Genomic DNA, 17,333 nt, shown 5'->3' on the forward strand with positions numbered 1-17,333 from the left:
CGTCACCTCTCGCGGCGGGCGGCGACCAGGTTCTCCAGGTCGCTGACAAGGTCGGCTGGGGACGGGGTGTCCGCCGCGTCCCGCTGGAGCCGGGTGGCGGCGGCGGCGTACGAGGGCCCGTCCAGCAGGCTGATCAGGCCCTTGCGCAGCGTGTCGCCCGTCAGGTCGCCGGGCTCGACGACCACGGCGGCGCCCTGGCCGGCCAGGGCGAGGGCGATGCCCCGCTCGTCGTAGAGCTGGGCGGGCACGATGAGCTGCGGCACGCCGTGCGCGAGAGCGGTGCAGGTGGTGCCGGTGCCGCCGTGGTGGACGATCGCGGCGCAGCTCGGCAGCAGCGAGTTGAGCGGGACGAAGTCGACGAGCCTGACGTTGTCCGGGGCCTTGACGCCGGGGGGCAGCCGGTCGGGCGAGACGGTGGCGATCACTTCGACGTCGAGGTCGGCGACCGCGTCGAACAGGTCGGTCAGGGCGATGCTGCCCTGACCCGCCCACATCTCCGCGCCGCTGACGCCGAGCGTGAAGCAGACCCGGCGCCGGTCCGCGACGGGGATGAGCCAGTCGGGGACGACGGCGGGGCCGTTGTGCGGGATGTAGCGGGCCGGCAGGTAGGTGTGGTCCATGGCCAGGGGGAAGCGCGCCCAGCGGGGCATGGTGTCGACGGTCGCCTGCCCGAGCACCAGGTCCTCGTCGTAGCCGCACCCGTACCTGCCGAGCTTGGCGGTGAGCCAGTCCGCCACCGGGTCCTCGTCGCGGTCGCCGCGCAGGGTCAGGAAGAGGTCGCGCATCCTGGCCCAGTGGTCGCGGCCGAACGTGGTGCGCACGTGGGCGGCGCCGCAGGCGCGCGCGGCCACCGGGCCGGGAAAGGTGATGGAGTCCCAGATCACGAGGTCGGGACGCCACGCGCGGCAGAACTCGACCAGGTCGTCGTACATGGACTGGTCGGTGATGAGGTCGAAGGCGAGGGGCGAGGCCCAGGCGGCCAGGCAGTCGCGCACGTACGGGTAGGTGAGCACCTCCGCGCGCTCCTCCGTCAGGTCGTGACCGGAGCCGTAGATGTGCTGGTCCGGCGGGAGGGCGGCGAGCCGCGCGGCCACGTCCGACAGGACCCCGACCGACACGCCGGTCAACCCGGTCCGGCGAATTCCGTCGACGATGTCGGGTTGCCCCGCGATCACCACGTCGTGTCCGGCGGATTTCAGCGCCCACGCGATGGGGACCATCAGATAAAGATGGGCGGACGCCGCGTGCTGGGTGAGCAGGACACGCATTTACCATTCCTCCAGGCCGCATTTCCGGTAATCGGAAAATTACCTAGCGGCGGGCCTCGCTCCGACCCCTAAGCCACCCCTCTCGCCCCCCTGTGCACCAGGCGTGATAAAGGGTGGCGACCAGTGCGGACGACAGCCCGGTGCCGACGACGGCCAGATAGACCCAGGCCGGGCCGGACGGCAGGGGCAGGCCGTTGACGGCGAGGGCATAGGGGATCACGACAGGGGTGACGGCGGCGGTGCCGAGCACGACCCCGATGACGGCGACGAGCACGGCCTCGACGCCCAGCATGCGCAGCACCTGACCCCGGGTCGCGCCGCCCGCCCGTTGCACGCCGAACTCCTCGCGCCGCCGGACCGCGGCGGTGCCCTGCGCCGAGGCCACGGCGATGGCGGTGAACACCACGAGCACCCCGGTGACCAGGTAGTCGACCCACGCGCGCAGCGGCCGTCCGGCGGGTCCGGCAGCGGGGCGCAGGCCGGCCGACTCCCCCGCGCGGTGCGCGTCCACGCCGGGGCCGGCGCGGATCAGCACCCGGGTGGGGACGGTCGCGGTCGTGTGCGGCGCGAGCAGGTCGGCGGGCAGGAGCAGGAAGTCCTCGCACCACCGGAGCGACAGCAGGGCGACCACCCGCACGTCCACGGCCGCGCCGTCGCCGAGCCACACGGTGAGCGTCTGGCCGACGGTCACGCCGAGCCGCCGCCCGTGCTCCTCGCCCAGCGCGACGCTCCGGCCGTGCAGGGCGGCGAGCGATCCGGCCGACACCGGCAGCCCGGCCACGCCCGCGGGGTCGGTGACGCCGTGCGCCGGCCGGCCCGCCTCGCCCTGCCACGGGTCGCCTCCGACGTACACCCTGCTGGTCACGATCCCGGTGGCGGTGACCCCGGGCCGCGCGGCGGCCCGGGCGAGCGCCGCGGGCGCGACACCGCCCGACCCGGTCTCCATGACGGCGGCGCCCGGCAGGTGCTCGCCGAAGGGCCGCGCGGAGTCGTCCGCGCCGCCGGCGTGCAGGTAGAGGTTGGCGGTGGCCAGGCAGGTGGCGAGCATGATGGGCAGCGCGGCCATGCCCGCCCGGCCGCCCCGGGCGTTGAGCAGCGCCAGATGGCCGGTCCTGACCGACAGAGCGCGCATCGGGCGGGCGAGCAGGCCGGTGATCGCCCTGGTCAGCCGGGGCAGGGTGAGCGCGCCGGCCAGCGCGAGGAGCACCACGGACAGTCCGGCGATGCCCAGGTGCGGCGGGCGGACGAGCAGGGCGGTCGCCACGCTCAGCACGCCGCCGCCGGCCAGGCAGATCGCGGCCAGCGGCGAGCGCTCCCGCTCGTCCCGCCGGCTGTCGTGGTCCGCACCGGCGGCACGGCGCAGGGGCAGGTAGGCGGCGGCCAGGCCGCTCGCCAGGCAGAGGCAGGCGGCGGCGCACACCGCGACCGGCGAGGAGTCGAAGACGAGCGGCGCGGGCACCACTCCCCCGGACTCCAGCCGGTCGAACAGCCAGCGGGCCAGCGGAGGCCCGGCCAGGCACCCGGCCGGCACGGCGGCGGCGCAGAGCACGGCGGCCTCGCCGAGCATCATGCGGCGGATCCGGGCGGCCGGCGTCCCGAGGCCGCGCAGCACCGACACCTCGTGGCCGCGGCGGCCGGTCACCAGGCCGATCACCCCGGCGATGACCGGCATCGAGATCATCAGCGTGATGGCGCCGAGCACGGTGGCGACGGAGGCCAGGTCGCTGGCGTCCTCCCGACCGGCGGGGAACTCGGCCAGCCCGCGTTCGTAGCCGGTGAGCGTCACCGTTCTGGTGCCGGCGAGCGCCGCCGCGACCTGCCGTTCGAGCTGTGCCGGCGGGACGGCGGCGGCGGGCAGCACGGCGAGCGCGTCGGCGGTGCCCGGGTGGCCGGCGAGCCGGCGCGCGTCCGCGGTGGAGAAGAACAGCGCGGGCCGGGCGACCGGCCGGTCCCGTTCGCGGGCGGCCAGGCCCGTCACGGTGAACGTCTCGGTGACGCCGTTGACCTCGACGCCGACACGGCCGCCCACGGCGGCTCCGGTCCGGGCGGCCAGGCCGGCGTCGAGCACGAGCCCGCCCGGCCGGGCGGGCGGCGCGCCCGCCGTCAGCGTGTACGGCCCCAGCCGCGCGACGGCCCAGTCCTGCCCGAGCCCGGCGATCCCCCCGGACACGGCGGGGAAGGACACGTCCTCGACCACCTCGGCGACGCCCGGCAGCGCGCGCAGCACCACGGCGGCCGAGGCGCTCAGCCGTACCTTCTCCGCGAGCCACACCTGGTCCGGGTCCTCGACCGGCGGCCGGAACGACTGGTCTCCCAGCACGACGACCGGCGCGCCCGCCAGGCGCTGCGGCGGCACGGCCGCGCGCGTGCCGGTGGCGGCGAGCACGGCGCAGGCCGACACGATCGCCGCGCCCGCCGCCATGGCGAGGAAGGCGGCGGTGAAGGCGCTCCTGCGGTAGCGGAGGTTGCGCAGGATCAGCGGCCACATCAGAACGGATCCCTCGCCTCCCACACCGCCAGGTGGACGGCCCGTTCCATCACCGCCTTGTCCTCCGCGAGTGTCAGCTCCCGCACCACCCGCCCGTCCTTCAGCAGGACGGCCCGGTCGGCGTAGGCGGCGGCCATGGGGTCGTGGCTGGCCATGACCACGTTGCCGCGGCCCTCATGGACGTAGGAGGCGAGCAGCTCCAGCACCTCGCCCGCGCCGCGCGGGTCGAGCCCGCGAGCCGGGTCGTCGGCGAAGATGACCGCGGGACCGCTGATCATGGCGCGGGTGACCGCCACCATCTGCTGGCGGCTGCGGCACAGGTCGGCCGGCATGCTGTCGAGGTGGTCGGACAGGCCCGCGCGCCTGACCAGCTCGACCACGCGGCCGGGCGCGGCCGACCGCTTCGCCAGCCGCAGGGGCAGCGTGAGGTTCTCCGCCACGGTGAGCGCGGGCAGCAGGTTGCGCGAGGAGAACACGTACGAGATGCGCTCCCTGCGCAGGACGTCGAGCGCGGCCTCGTCCATGGTGGTCAGGTCGGCCCCCTCGACGGCCACCCAGCCCGAGGTGGGCCGGTCCAGGCCGGCCGCGCACCTCAGCAGCGTGGTCTTGCCCGCGCCGGGCGGTCCCACAATGGCGGTGAAGGCGTTTTTCGGACAGCGAAGTGTTACCTCTTCCAGTGCTTTCTTTCCGGCGTAGGTTTTGGTAACGGATTCGAGTCGGACGATTTCCTCGCCAGCTGTTCCCATGTGGCCAGGGTATGGCGCGCACGATCGTCTCCCATCGAACCGCAGGACCATCTGGTCATCCTCCGGAGTAATGACATCGAGCCTTTCTTGATTTACAGCTCGTTGTCGAGAATGCTGAACAGCTCGTCGGCGCCGGCTGTCGCCAGCTCGTCGCCGGCCGTCCAGGCGGCTGCCAGCTCGCGGAGTCTGGCGGCGATCCGCTCCCGGTCCGCCGGCGACGGCTCGGCGCCCGCCATGGCCCGTTCGAGCTCGGCGAGCTCCGCCTCCAGCGGTGGTTCCTCGCCGACCAGTTCGGTCCTGATGTGCGTGGCGACGGCCTCGGGCGTCGGGTAGTCGAACACGAGGGTGGCCGACAGCCTGACGCCCGCGAGCGCACTCAGCCGGTTGCGCAGTTCCACGGCCGTGAGCGAGTCGAATCCGAGGTCCTTGAAGCCGCGCCGGGGGTCGATCTGCTGGGGGTCGGTGTAGCCGAGCACTCCCGCGGTGTGGGTCCGTACGAGGTCCAGCATGAGCCGGGCGCCGGCGGTGCCGGGGAGTGCGCGGAGCCGGTCGGCCAGCGACTCGGCCGGGGCGTCGGCGTCGTCGGCGGCTCGGCGGGTGCTGCCGGAGACCAGTCCCCGCAGCATCGGGGGCGGGCCGTCCTCCCGGTCGCGGACGGCGGCCAGGTCCAGCGGGGCCGCGACGACGGCGGGGGCGGCCAGGCCGAGTGCGGCGTCCAGCAAGGCCAGGCCCTGCTCGGGCGGCATCGGGCGCAGGCCGTCGCGGCGCACGCGCCGCAGGTCGGACTCGCCGAGCCGGGCCGTCATGCCGCCGCTCTCCGGCGCCCACATGCCCCAGGCGATGGAGAGTCCGGGCGATCCGGCGGCCGACCGGGCCTCGGCGAGGGCGTCCAGGTAGGCGTTGGCGGCGGCGTAGTTGGCCTGCCCGGCCCCGTCGAAGGTCCCGGCGCAGGAGGAGAAGAGCACGAATGCCGCCAGGTCGTGGGTGCGGGTGAGGTCGTGCAGGTGCCGGGCCGCCTCCGCCTTGGGCCGCCAGACCTTGTCCAGTCGCCCGGGGGTGAGGGCGGGCACCACGCCGTCGGCCACGAGGCCGGCGGTGTGCACGACGGCGGTGAGCGGGCGGTCGGCGACGAGGTCGGCCAGCGCCTTCCGATCGGCGACGTCGCAGGCGACGACCTCGACGGCGGCGCCCAGGCCGGTGAGCTCGTCGCGCAGGGCGGCGGCGCCGGGCGCATCCGGTCCGGAGCGGCTGGCCAGCAGGAGGCGCCGGGCGCCGTGCGCGGTCACCAGGTGCCTGGCGGCCAGCGCGCCGAGCCCGCCGGTGCCGCCGGTGACGAGCACGGTGCCGTCGGGGTCGAGCGGGGCGGGGACGGTGAGGACGACCTTACCGATGTGCCGGGCCTGCTGCATGTGCCGGAACGCCTCGGGGGCCCTACGCAGGTCCCAGGCGCGGACGGGCAGGGGGTCGAACGTGCCGTCGGCGAGGAGGGCGGCGAGGTGGGCGAGCATCTCGGCGGTCCGGTCGGGTCCGGCGTCTCCGAGATCGAAGGCGGTGTAGCCGGGTCCGGTGCGGATGTCGGTCTTGCCCATCTCGATGAACCGGCCGCCGGGCTTCAGCAGCCGCAGCGAGGCGTCGGTGAACTCGCCCGCCAGCGAGTTGAGCACCACGTCCACGGGCGGGAACTTCTCCGCAAAGTCCAGCGTGCGGGAGGAGGCCAGATGCTCCTCGTCCAGATCCGTCGCCTCCCACTTGCCGGGACTCGCCGTCCCGAACACCTCCGCGCCCAGATGACGCGCGATCTGCACCGCCGCCATCCCCACCCCACCCGCGGCCGCGTGGATCAGCACCCTCTCACCGGGACGCAGCCCGGCCAGGTCCACCAGGCCGTAGTAGGCCGTGGCGAAGACGGCGGGGACGGCGGCCGCCGTGGCGAAGTCCCAGCCGTCGGGGATCGGGACGAGGTGCCGGCGGTCGGCGACGGCGTGCGTGGCGAGGGCGGCGTCGAACAGGCCCATCACGCGGTCGCCGGGTGCCAGGTCGGTCACCTCGTCGCCGACCTCGACCACGACTCCCGCGCCCTCGCTGCCGAGTTCGGCCGCGCCCGGGTACATGCCCAGCGCGATCAGCACGTCGCGGAAGTTGAGGCCGCAGGCGCGCATCGCGACCCGCACCTCGCCGGGGGCCGGCGGTCGGTCGGGGAGGGGGACGGTCGTCAGGTTGTCGATCGTGCCCTTCTCGGTGACGTCCACCCGCCACGCGCCGCCGGGCGCCCGCAGCGGGGCCGGTTCGGCCCGTGCCAGCCTGGGCGTCAGGGCCGCGCCCGCGCGCAGCGCCACCTCGGGCTCGTCCGCTTCGAGGACGGCGGGCAGCGCCCGGTAGGAGGCGTCGGCCCCGTCCACGTCGATCAGCAGCAGCCTGCCCGGGTTCTCCGCCTGGGCGGCCCGGAGCAGGCCGGCGACCGCCGCCTGCTCCGGCTCGGGGGCCGCGTCGTCGGCCCCTGCGGACACGGCGCCCCGGGTCACCACGGCCAGGCGCGTCGTCGCGGACCGCTCGTCGGCGAGCCAGGCCTGGAGCATGGCGAGCACCGCGTGGACGGAGGAGGGCGCACCGGTGTCCGCGTCGTCGCCGGACCGCGCCCGGGACGGCGTCGCAGGCGCGGCGACCAGGACGGCGCCCCGGCCGCCGACGTCGTCCGCGACGGCGACCCCGGCCGTGGCGAGCGCCCGGCGCAGCCAGGCGTCGTCGTCGCCGTTGCCGATCATGGCGACCTGGCCGGCGACCTGCGCGGGTTGCGGGCCCGCGGTCCAGGCGACCTGGTACAGGCCGTCCCGGGGTGCGGCGGCGGGCGCGGCGGCCGGGGCGTCGGCGACAGGCCGCATGGTGAGCCCGTTCACCTCGGCGAGCGGGGCGCCGGCGCCGTCGGCGAGCACGACGCTGGTGACGCCGTCCGTCGTGGTGATCCGCGCCCTGGCCCGGGTGGCGCCCGTGGCGTGCAGGGTGACGCCGGTCCAGGTGAACGGCAGGTCGACGGTGTCGCCTGCTGGATGGGCCAGGTCGATGCCGTGCAGGGCGGCGTCGAAGAGCGCGGGGTGCAGGCCGTAGCCGGGTCCGTCCCGGACGGTGTCGGGCAGGGTGACCTCGGCGTAGACGTGCTGGTCGTCGGCCCAGGCGGCGGTCAGGCCGCGGAAGACGGGCCCGTAGGAGACGCCCTGCTCGGCGAGCCGTTCGTAGAAGCCGGTGACGTCCAGCGGCGTCGCCCCGGGCGGTGGCCACGACGCGAACACCTTCTCCCGGGCCGGCTCCTGCCGGGAGGGGGCGAGGACGCCGCTGGCGTGTCTGGTCCAGGCGCCGTCCGGGGTGTGCGAGTGGAAGGTCACGGGGCGGGTGCCGTCGTCGCCGGGGGCGGCGACCGTCACGTGCAACGCGGCACCCTCACGAGTGAGCACCAGCGGCGCGTGCAGGGTCAGCTCCTCCACCACCGGACAACCGACGTGCGCGCCGGCGTGCAACGCCAGCTCGACCAGAGCGGTGCCCGGCAACAGCGGCGTGTCCATGATGGTGTGGTCGGCCAGCCACGGCTGCGCGGCCAGCGACACCTGCCCCGTCATCACCAGCTCGTCACGCTCGGCCAGCGGCACGATCGCCCCGGCCAGCGGATGCCCGGCCGGGATCTGTCCCAGCCCGGCCACGTCGCCGCCGGGGGCGGAGGTGAGGGTGAGCCAGTAGTGTCGCCGCTGGAACGGGTAGGTCGGCAGATCAACCCTACGCGGCCGCAACGGCCCATAAAACGCCCCCCAATCCACCCCCACCCCACGCGCATACGCACGACCCACCCCCGACACCAACGCCCGAACCTGAGACTCCCCCCCACCCGACAACGCAACAAACCCCACCCGATCCCCAACAACCTGCGAACCCAAACCAGACAACACCCGCCCCGGACCCACCTCCAAACACGTCACCACACCCGACTCCGCCAAAAACCCCACCCCATCCGCGAAACGCACCGTCCCCCGCACATGCGCCACCCAATACTCCGGATCCAACAACCGATCACCCGCCGGCCCACCCGTCAGATTCGACACCACCGCCACCCGCGCCCGCCGATACGACAACCCCTCCGCCACCACCCGAAACTCCCCCAACATCGGCTCCATCAACACCGAATGAAACCCATGACTCACCGGCAACCGCCGACACCGCACCCCACGCCCCACCAACCGCTCAACCGCCGCCACCACCCCCGACTCCACACCCGACAACACCACCGAAGTCGGCCCATTCACCGCAGCCACCTCCACCCCATCCCCCAACACATCACCCACCTGCTCCAACCCAGCCGCCACCGCCACCATCGCCCCACCCGACGGCAACCCCTGCATCAACCGGCCACGAGCCGCCACCAACGCACACGCATCCGACAACGACCACACCCCCGCCACGAACGCCGCAGCCAACTCACCAATCGAATGCCCCGCCACCACATCCGGCCGCAACCCCCACGACTCCAACAACCGAGCCATCGCCACCTCCACCGCGAACAGACCACACTGCGCGAACAACGTCTGATCCACCCGCTCCGGCTCCGACCACATCACCCCCCGCACCCGCTCACCCAACTCACCGAACCCGCCCAGCACCTCCTCCAACGCCCCCGCGAACACCGGAAACGCCCCCGCCAACTCCCGCCCCATCCCCAACCGCTGACTGCCCTGACCCGGAAACAACCACGCCGTCTTCCCCTCCACCACCAACCCAGCCGACAACGGACCCGACAGACCCGCCACCAACTCCTGCCGATCAGCGGCCACCACCACCGCACGCCGCTCCAAACCCGCCCGCGACACCACCAGCGAATGACCCACATCCGCCACCGACACACCCGACCGCCCCGCCAGATCCGCACCCAACCGCGCGGCCCACGCCGACACCCCACCCTCACCACGCCCCGACACCACGACCGGGACGGGCAGGCGGGGGCTCTCGGGGGACGGCTCGGCCGTCTCGGGCCGGTCGCCGGGTGCCTGTCCGGGGATTTCGGGCGCCTGCTCCAGGATCACGTGCGCGTTCGTCCCGCTGATGCCGAACGACGACACCCCGGCGCGGCGCGGACGACCCGCCTCCGGCCAGTCCACCGCCCGCGTCAGCAGGCTGACCTGACCAGCGGACCAGTCCGCGTGCGACGTCGGCGCGTCCACGTGCAGGGAGGCGGGCAGCACACCGTTGCGCAGCGCCAGCACCATCTTGATCACGCCCGCCACCCCGGCGGCCGCCTGCGTGTGACCGATGTTGGACTTGACCGACCCCAGCCACAGCGGCGCCTCACGGTCCTGGCCATAGGTGGCCAGCAACGCCTGCGCCTCGATCGGGTCCCCCAGCATCGTCCCGGTGCCGTGGCCCTCGACGGCGTCGACGTCACCGGGGGTCAGCCGGGCCGCGGCCAGCGCCGCCCGGATCACCCGCTGCTGCGACGGGCCGCTCGGCGCCGTCAGCCCGTTGCTCGCCCCGTCCTGGTTGACCGCCGAACCGCGCACCACGGCCAGCACCCGATGGCCACGCCGCCGTGCCTCAGACAGCCGCTCCAGCAGCACCACCCCGGCGCCCTCGGAGAACACCGTGCCGTCCGCCGCCTCGGCGAAGGACTTGCACCGGGCGTCGCGGGCGAGCCCGCGCTGCCTGCTGAACTCGACGAAGACCTCGGGGGTGGACAGGATGGTCACGCCTCCGGCCAGGGCGAGGCTGCTCTCGCCCTTGCGCAGCGACTCGCAGGCCAGGTGCAGCGCCACCAGCGACGAGGAGCAGGCCGTGTCCACGGTGATGGCGGGCCCTTCCAGGCCCAGCACGTACGAGATCCGGCCGGACATCACCGAGATGGAGTTGCCCGTGATCAGGTAGCCCTCCACGTCCTCGGGCAGCGGGCCGGGACCGGTGGCGTAGCCGGTCGCGGTGGCGCCGACGAAGACCCCGGTGTCGGTGCCCTTGAGGGTGGCGGGGTCGATGCCCGCCCGCTCCAGTGCCTCCCAGGCGACCTCCAGGACCGTCCGCTGCTGCGGGTCGGTGGCCAGCGCCTCGCGCGGGCTCATCCCGAAGAACTCGGCGTCGAACTCGCCGGCGTCCTCCAGGAACCCGGCCTCCCGGACGTAGCTGGTGCCGTGCTTGGCCGGATCGGGGTCGAACAGCCGCTCCAGGTCCCAGCCGCGGTCCGTGGGGAACGCCGACCGGCCTTCGCCCTCCTCCGTCAGCAGGCGCCACAGGGCCTCGGGCGAGTCGACGCCGCCGGGCAGCCGGCACGCCATGCCGACGATCGCGATCGGCTCGTCGGCCTCCGCGGTGTGGGTGACCGGCGCGGCGGGCGCCGTGGCCTCGCCGAGGAGCCGTTCCTTGACGTATCCGGCGAGCGCGGCGGGGGTCGGGTAGTCGAAGACGAGGGTGGACGGCAGCCGCAGCCCGGTCGCGGCGTTGAGCCGGTTGCGCAGTTCGATGGCGGTCAGCGAGTCGAAGCCCAGGTCCGTGAACGCGCGCTGGGTGGAGATGGCGTCCGTTCCCGAGTGGCCGAGCACGGTGGCCACCTGGGTCTTGACCAGCTGGAGCAGCAGCTCGTCGCGTTCGCCGTACGGCAGCGCGGCGAGCCGGCGCTCCAGCGCGGCGGCGGCGCCGGCCGGCGCGGGGCCCGCCGCCGCACCCCGGCGGGCCGGCCTGCGCACCAGCCCGTGGAGCAGCGGCGGGGCGGCGTCGGCGCGGGGGAGGTCGAGGTGGATCGGTACGAGCAGCGCCTCGTCGATGCTCAGCGCGGCGTCGAACAGGGCGAGCCCCTCCTCGGAGGACAGGCCGCGGGCGCCGGCGCGCTCCATGCGGGCCACGTCGGCCTCGCCGAGGTGGGCGCTCATGGCGCTGCGCTGCTCCCAGAAGCCCCAGGCGAGCGACTGGGCGGGCAGGTCACGCGCCTTGCGGTGGGCGGCGAGGGCGTCGAGGAAGACGTTCGCGGCGGCGTAGTTGGCCTGCCCGGCGTCGCCCAGGACGCCCGCTGCGGAGGAGTAGAGGACGAAGGCGTCCACATCACCCACCAGCTCGTGCAGGTTCCACGCCGCCACGGCCTTGGCCCGCAGCACCGCCCCCAACCGCTCCGGCGTCAACCCCTCCACCACACCGTCGTCCAGCAACCCCGCACAGTGCACCACCGCACTCACCGAACGACCCGCCAGCACACCCGCCAGCGCCTCCCGATCAGCCACGTCACACGCCGCGACCTCCACCACCGCGCCCAACCCCGCCAACTCCGCACGCAGCTCCGCCACCCCGGCACCCGCCGCACCACCACGGCTCACCAGCAGCAACCGCCGCACCCCGTACGCCACCACCAGATGACGAGCCACCAACCCACCCAGCGTGCCCGTCCCACCCGTGACCAGAACCGTCCCCCCAGGACCCAGCCGCGGCGGCATCGTCAACACGAGCTTGCCCACATGCCCGGCCCGCTGCATCACCCGGAACGCCTCCGGCGCCCGCCGCACATCCCACGCCCGCACCGGCAACCGCCGCAACGCGCCACCCGCGAACAGCTCCAGCACCTCGGCCAGCATCGTGCCGAGCCGGTCGGGTCCCGCCTCCATGAGCGAGTAGAGCAGGTAGCGCACGCCGCTGTCGGTCCGGACGTCGGTCTTGCCGAGCTCCAGGAACCGGCCGCCGGGCTTCAGCAGCCGCAGCGAGGCGTCGGTGTACTCGCCGGCCAGCGAGTTGAGCACCACGTCCACGGGCGGGAACTTCTCCTCGAAGTCCAGCGTGCGGGAGGAGGCCAGGTGCTCCTCGTCCAGACCCGTCGCCTCCCACTTGCCGGGGCTCGCCGTCCCGAACACCTCCGCGCCCAGATGACGCGCGATCTGCACCGCCGCCATCCCCACCCCACCCGCGGCCGCGTGGATCAGCACCCTCTCACCGGGACGCAGCCCGGCCAGGTCCACCAGGCCGTAGTACGCGGTCAGGAACGCCACCGGGACGGCCGCGCCCTCCGCGAACGTCCAGCCTTCGGGCAGCGGGGCCAGCAGCCGCTGGTCCGCGACGCCGGCGGGCCCGAAGGCGCCGTCCATCAGGCCCATGACCCGATCACCCGGCGCGAAGCGGGTCACGCCCGGGCCGACCTCGGTCACCACGCCCGCGATCTCACCGCCGATGGGCTCGTCGTTCTCCGGCACCATGCCGAGGGTGACGACGAGGTCGCGGAAGTTCAGCCCCGCCGCGCGGATCTCGACCCGCACCTCCCCCGCCTCCAGCACCCGACCGGCGGCGGGGTCCGGCACCAGGGTGAGGGCGGACAGGCTGCCCTTGACCGGCGCGTCCAGCCGCCATTCGGCGACCCCGGCGGGCGGGACGAGGGTGGGCGTGCTCGTCGCCCGCGCCAGCCGCGCCGCCAGCAACGTCCCGGTCCGCGCGGCCGGGTCGGCGGAGGGGCGCACCGCCAGTTGCGGCTCTCCGGCGGCCAGCGCCCCCAGCACCGCGCCGGCGGGCACATCGCCGGCGGCCGGGTCCAGGTCGAGCAGGGCGAACCGGCCGGGATGCTCCGACTGCGCCGACCTGACCAGGCCCCACACCGGCGCGGCTGCCAGGTCGCGCACGTCGCCGTCGGCTCCCGCGGACACCGCCCCGCCGGTCACCAGGACGAGCCGGGTGTCGGCGAGCCGCTCGTCGGCCAGCCATGCCTGCAGCAGCGCCAGCGCCTGCGCCGAGACCTCGCCGAGCCCGGTGGCCACGTCGGTGGTGGACGGGCGCGCGGGGCAGGCGGCGAACACCGTGCCGGGCCGCGGCTCCGCCGCCGCGACGTCCTCCAGGTCTCGGTGGACGGCGCCGGCCAGGCCGTGCCGTACCAGCTCGTGGACGTCGTCGCCCAGCACCGCGGCCGAGCCGCCCGCCGGGGCGGACAGTTCCGGCAGCGGGGTCCACTCGACGCGGAAGAGGGAGTCGTGCCGGGCCGGGGCGAGCTGCCCCGCCGAGACCGGGCGGGACACCAGCGAACGCACCGTGGCCAGCGGGGCCCCTCCGGCGTCGGCCAGCGACAGCGACACGGCGTCACGGCCCGAGCGCCACAGGTGGACCCTGGCGGTGGACGCGCCCGACGCGTGCAGGGTCACGCCCGTCCACGCGAACGGCAGGCTGACGCCCTGCTCGTCGCCGCCGAGCAGCGCCTCGGCGTGCAGGCCGGCGTCGAGCAGCGCGGGGTGCAGCCCGTACCGGTCGGCGCCGGCGCCCTCCGGCAGGCCGACCTCGGCGAACACCTCGTCGCCGCGCAGCCAGGCCGCCTGCAGCCCGCGGAACATCGGGCCGTAGCCGTAGCCGAGCCCGGCGAGCCGCTCGTAGAAGCCGTCGAGGGAGACGGGGGCGGCGCCCTCGGGCGGCCACACGGTCAGGTCCCCGCCGGTGTGCCCGCCGGTGTGCCCGTCGATGGGCCCGTCGGCGGGCTCCGCGTGCGGCGTGAGCAGCCCGGCGGCGTGCCGGGTCCACGATCCCTCCCCGACGCGGGAGTGCACGCTGACCGTGCGGGTGCCGTCCTGGTCCGGGCCGACGGCGATCTGCACCTCGACGCCGCCGCGCTCGGGCAGCGCCAGCGGCGACTCCAGCGTCAGCTCGGCCAGGTGACCGCAGCCGGCCTGGTCGCCCGCCGTGATCGCCAGCTCGACGAACGCGGTGCCCGGGAGCAGCACCGTCCCGGAGGCGGCGTGGTCGGCCAGCCACGGGTGCGTCTGCAGGGAGAGCCTGCCGGTCAGCACGATCCCGCCCGACTCGGCGAGCAGCACCGCCGCGCCCAGCAGCGGATGGTCGGCCGCGGCCAGCCCCGCCGCGGCCACGTCGCCGCCGCCGGTGGCGGCGTCCAGCCAGAACCTGCGCCGCTGGAAGGGGTAGGTGGGCAGCTCCACCCGGTACGGCGAGGTGCCGGTGACCACGGCGGTCAGGTCGGCGGGCACGCCGTTGGCGTACGCCTCGGCCGCGGAGGCGAGGAAACGCCGGGGGCCGCCTTCCTCCCGGCGCAGCGTGCCGGTGGCGTACGCGTCGGCCTCGGCGGCCTCGATCGCGTCCCGCACGCTCATCACCAGCACCGGGTGCGCGCTGCACTCGACGAACGCGCCGTGCTCCTCCGCGAGGAGGGTGGTGACCACCTGGTGGAACTCCACGGGCCGGCGCGCGTTGCTGAACCAGTAGTCGGGGGTCAGCGCCGCGCCGTCCATGGCACCGCCGGTGACCGTCGAGTAGAAGGGCACCCGGCCGGAGCGGGGGCTGATGGGCGCCAGCAGCTCCAGGAGGCGGTCGCGCAGCGGATCGACCTGGTCGCTGTGGGAGGCGACGGTGCTGGCGAGCATGCGCGCCCGCACCCCCTCGGCCTCGCACGCGGCGACCAGCTCGGCCAGGGCCGCCTCGTCGCCCACGACTGTGGAGTGCGACGGGCCGTTCTTGGCGCCGACCGACAGCCGGCCGTCCCAGGAGGCGAGCCTGCGCTCCAGCTCCGCGGCGGGCAGCGCGATCGCGGCGATCGCGCCCTTGCCGACGAGTGTCTCGGCGAACAGGCGGCTGCGCAGCACGATCACGCGGACGGCGTCCTCCAGCGAGAGCGCGCCCGCCACGTACGCGGCGGCCACCTCGCCCTGGGAGTGCCCGACGACGGCGGCCGGTCGCACGCCCACGGACTCCCACAGGGCGGCCAGCGACACCATGACCGCGAACAGCACGGGCTGGACCACCTCCAGCCGCTCCAGCGCCTCGGGGTCGCGCAGCGCGTCGAGCACGCGCCAGTCGACGTACGACTCGATCTCCGCGGCGCACTCGGCCATCCGCGCGGCGAAGACGGGGGACGAGTCGAGGAGCTCCGTGGCCATGCCGGGCCACTGGGAGCCCTGGCCGGGGAAGACGAAGACCGCCTCACGGCGCGCGTCGGCGGTGCCGTGGACGACGGTCGCGGCGGGCTCGTCGGCCGCGAGGGACGCGAGCGCCGCGCGCAGTTCCGCCGCGTCGTCCGCGACGACGACGGCTCGGTGTTCCCAGGCGGTGCGGGTGGTGAGCAGGGAGTGCGCGACGTCGGCGAGCCGCAGGCCGGGACGCTCGGCGAGGTGGGCCTCCAGCCGGGCCGCCTGCGCCCGCAGCGCCGCCCGGCTCCGTCCGGAGACGGCGAACGGCAGCACGGCGGCCTCGAACGCGGGCGGGGTCGGCTCCTCCGTCGGCGGCCGCTCGCCGGAGCCGGTGTCGGCGGGGTCGGGCTCCTCCAGGACGACGTGCGCGTTGGTGCCGCTCACCCCGAACGACGAGACACCGGCGCGGCGGGGCGTGCCGTCCGACGGCCACGGCGTGTTCTCCGTGAGCAGCTCGACGCCCCCCGACGACCAGTCGACGTACGGCGAGGGCTCGTCCACGTGCAGGGTGCGCGGCAGCGTCTCGTGCCGCATCGCCATCACCATCTTGATCACCCCTGCGGCGCCCGCCGCCGCCTGGGTGTGGCCGATGTTCGACTTGATCGAGCCCAGCCGGAGCGGGCCGCGCCCGTTGCGGTCGCGGCCGTAGGTGGCGAGCAGCGCGTGCGCCTCGATGGGGTCGCCCAGCTTGGTGCCGGTGCCGTGCGCCTCGACCACGTCCACCTCGTCGGGCGCGAGACCGGCGTTGGCCAGCGCCTGACGGATCACCCGTTCCTGGGAGGGGCCGTTGGGGGCGGTGAGCCCGCTGCTGGCGCCGTCCTGGTTGATGGCCGAGCCCCTGATCACGGCGAGCACGGGGTGGCCGCGGCGGCGGGCGTCGGAGAGCCGCTCGACGGCCAGGATGCCGACGCCCTCGGCGAAGGCGGCGCCGTCGGCCGACGCGGCGAACGCCTTGCAGCGGCCGTCGCGCGACATCACCCGCTGCTGGCTGAACGCGGTGAACGTGCCGGGCGACGACATGACGGTGACGCCGCCGGCCAGCGCCAGGTCGGTCTCGCCCGTGCGCAGCGACTGGCAGGCCAGGTGCAGGGCGACCAGGGAGGCCGAGCACGCGGTGTCCACGGTGAACGTGGGCCCCTCCAGGCCGAAGGTGTAGGCGACCCGGCCGGACACCACGCTGGGGGCCTGGCCCGTGACGAGATACCCCTCCACGCCCGCCGGCGCCTTGTCCAGGCGCGGGCCGTAGTCCTGCGGCTCGGCGCCGACGAACACGCCCGTCTGGCTGCCGCGCAACGTCGTGGGGTCGATGCCGGCGTGTTCGAGCGCCTCCCACGCCGTCTCCAGCACCAGGCGCTGCTGCGGGTCCATGGCCTGCGCCTCGCGCGGGTTGACGCCGAAGAAGTCGGGGTCGAAGTCGGCGGCGTCGTGCAGGAAGTGCGCCGACCTGGCGTACGTGGTGTTGGGGGTCTCCGGGTCGTCGTCGAACAGCCGGTCCAGGTCCCACCCGCGGTCGGCGGGGAAGCCGGTGAGCGTCTCGCGGCCCTCGGCGACGAGCCGCCACAGCTCGTCGGGCGTGGTCACGCCGCCGGGGTAGCGGCAGCCGATGCCGACGATGGCGATCGGCTCGTCCGACCCCACGACGGCCTTGACGCCGTGGTCCTCCTCGGCGGCATGACCGAAGACGCGGGCGTAGAGGTAGTCGGCCACGGCCTCCGGAGTGGGGTGGTCGAAGGCCAGCGTCATGGGCAGCTCGGCGCCGACGGCCTCGGCCAGCCGGTCGTGCAGCTCCACCGCGCCCAGCGAGTCCAGGCCCAGCTCACGGAATCCACGGCCGGCCTCGACCGTGTCGGGCGGGTCCGGCAGCATGGCCCGCAAGATCTCGGCAGTGACGTCCCGCACCAGCTTGACCAGGAAGCTCCGCTGCTCGCTCAATTCGTACTCC

4 protein-coding genes are annotated in these 17,333 nt (G+C 74.9%); all 4 read right to left on the reverse strand.

Features of this window, described 5'->3' with window-relative positions:
• Positions 1 to 2: 2 nt before the first annotated feature.
• From FHU36_RS39240 to FHU36_RS39255, 4 genes are read right to left on the reverse strand one after another with little or no spacing between them, the layout of a single operon-like run.
• Positions 3 to 1,268 carry an activator-dependent family glycosyltransferase gene (locus FHU36_RS39240; protein WP_185089187.1) on the reverse strand — a complete coding sequence of 422 codons (1,266 nt, stop codon included), beginning with the start codon at positions 1,266 to 1,268 and terminating at the stop codon, positions 3 to 5.
• 43 nt (positions 1,269 to 1,311) lie between these two features.
• Positions 1,312 to 3,756 (reverse strand): ABC transporter permease, encoded by a 2,445-nt coding sequence (locus FHU36_RS39245; RefSeq protein ID WP_185089188.1) that lies wholly within the window; start codon positions 3,754 to 3,756, stop codon positions 1,312 to 1,314.
• Complete coding sequence (locus FHU36_RS46060) at positions 3,756 to 4,553, reverse strand: ABC transporter ATP-binding protein (protein ID WP_312892147.1); 798 nt, start codon at positions 4,551 to 4,553, stop codon at positions 3,756 to 3,758. The genes FHU36_RS39245 and FHU36_RS46060 overlap by 1 nt, the downstream gene beginning before the upstream one ends.
• 41 nt (positions 4,554 to 4,594) lie before the next feature.
• Positions 4,595 to 17,323 (reverse strand): type I polyketide synthase, encoded by a 12,729-nt coding sequence (locus tag FHU36_RS39255; RefSeq protein ID WP_185089190.1) that lies wholly within the window; start codon positions 17,321 to 17,323, stop codon positions 4,595 to 4,597.
• Positions 17,324 to 17,333: the final 10 nt, after the last annotated feature.

Origin of the sequence: Nonomuraea muscovyensis, from assembly GCF_014207745.1 — a bacterium.
GTDB lineage: Bacteria > Actinomycetota > Actinomycetes > Streptosporangiales > Streptosporangiaceae > Nonomuraea > Nonomuraea muscovyensis.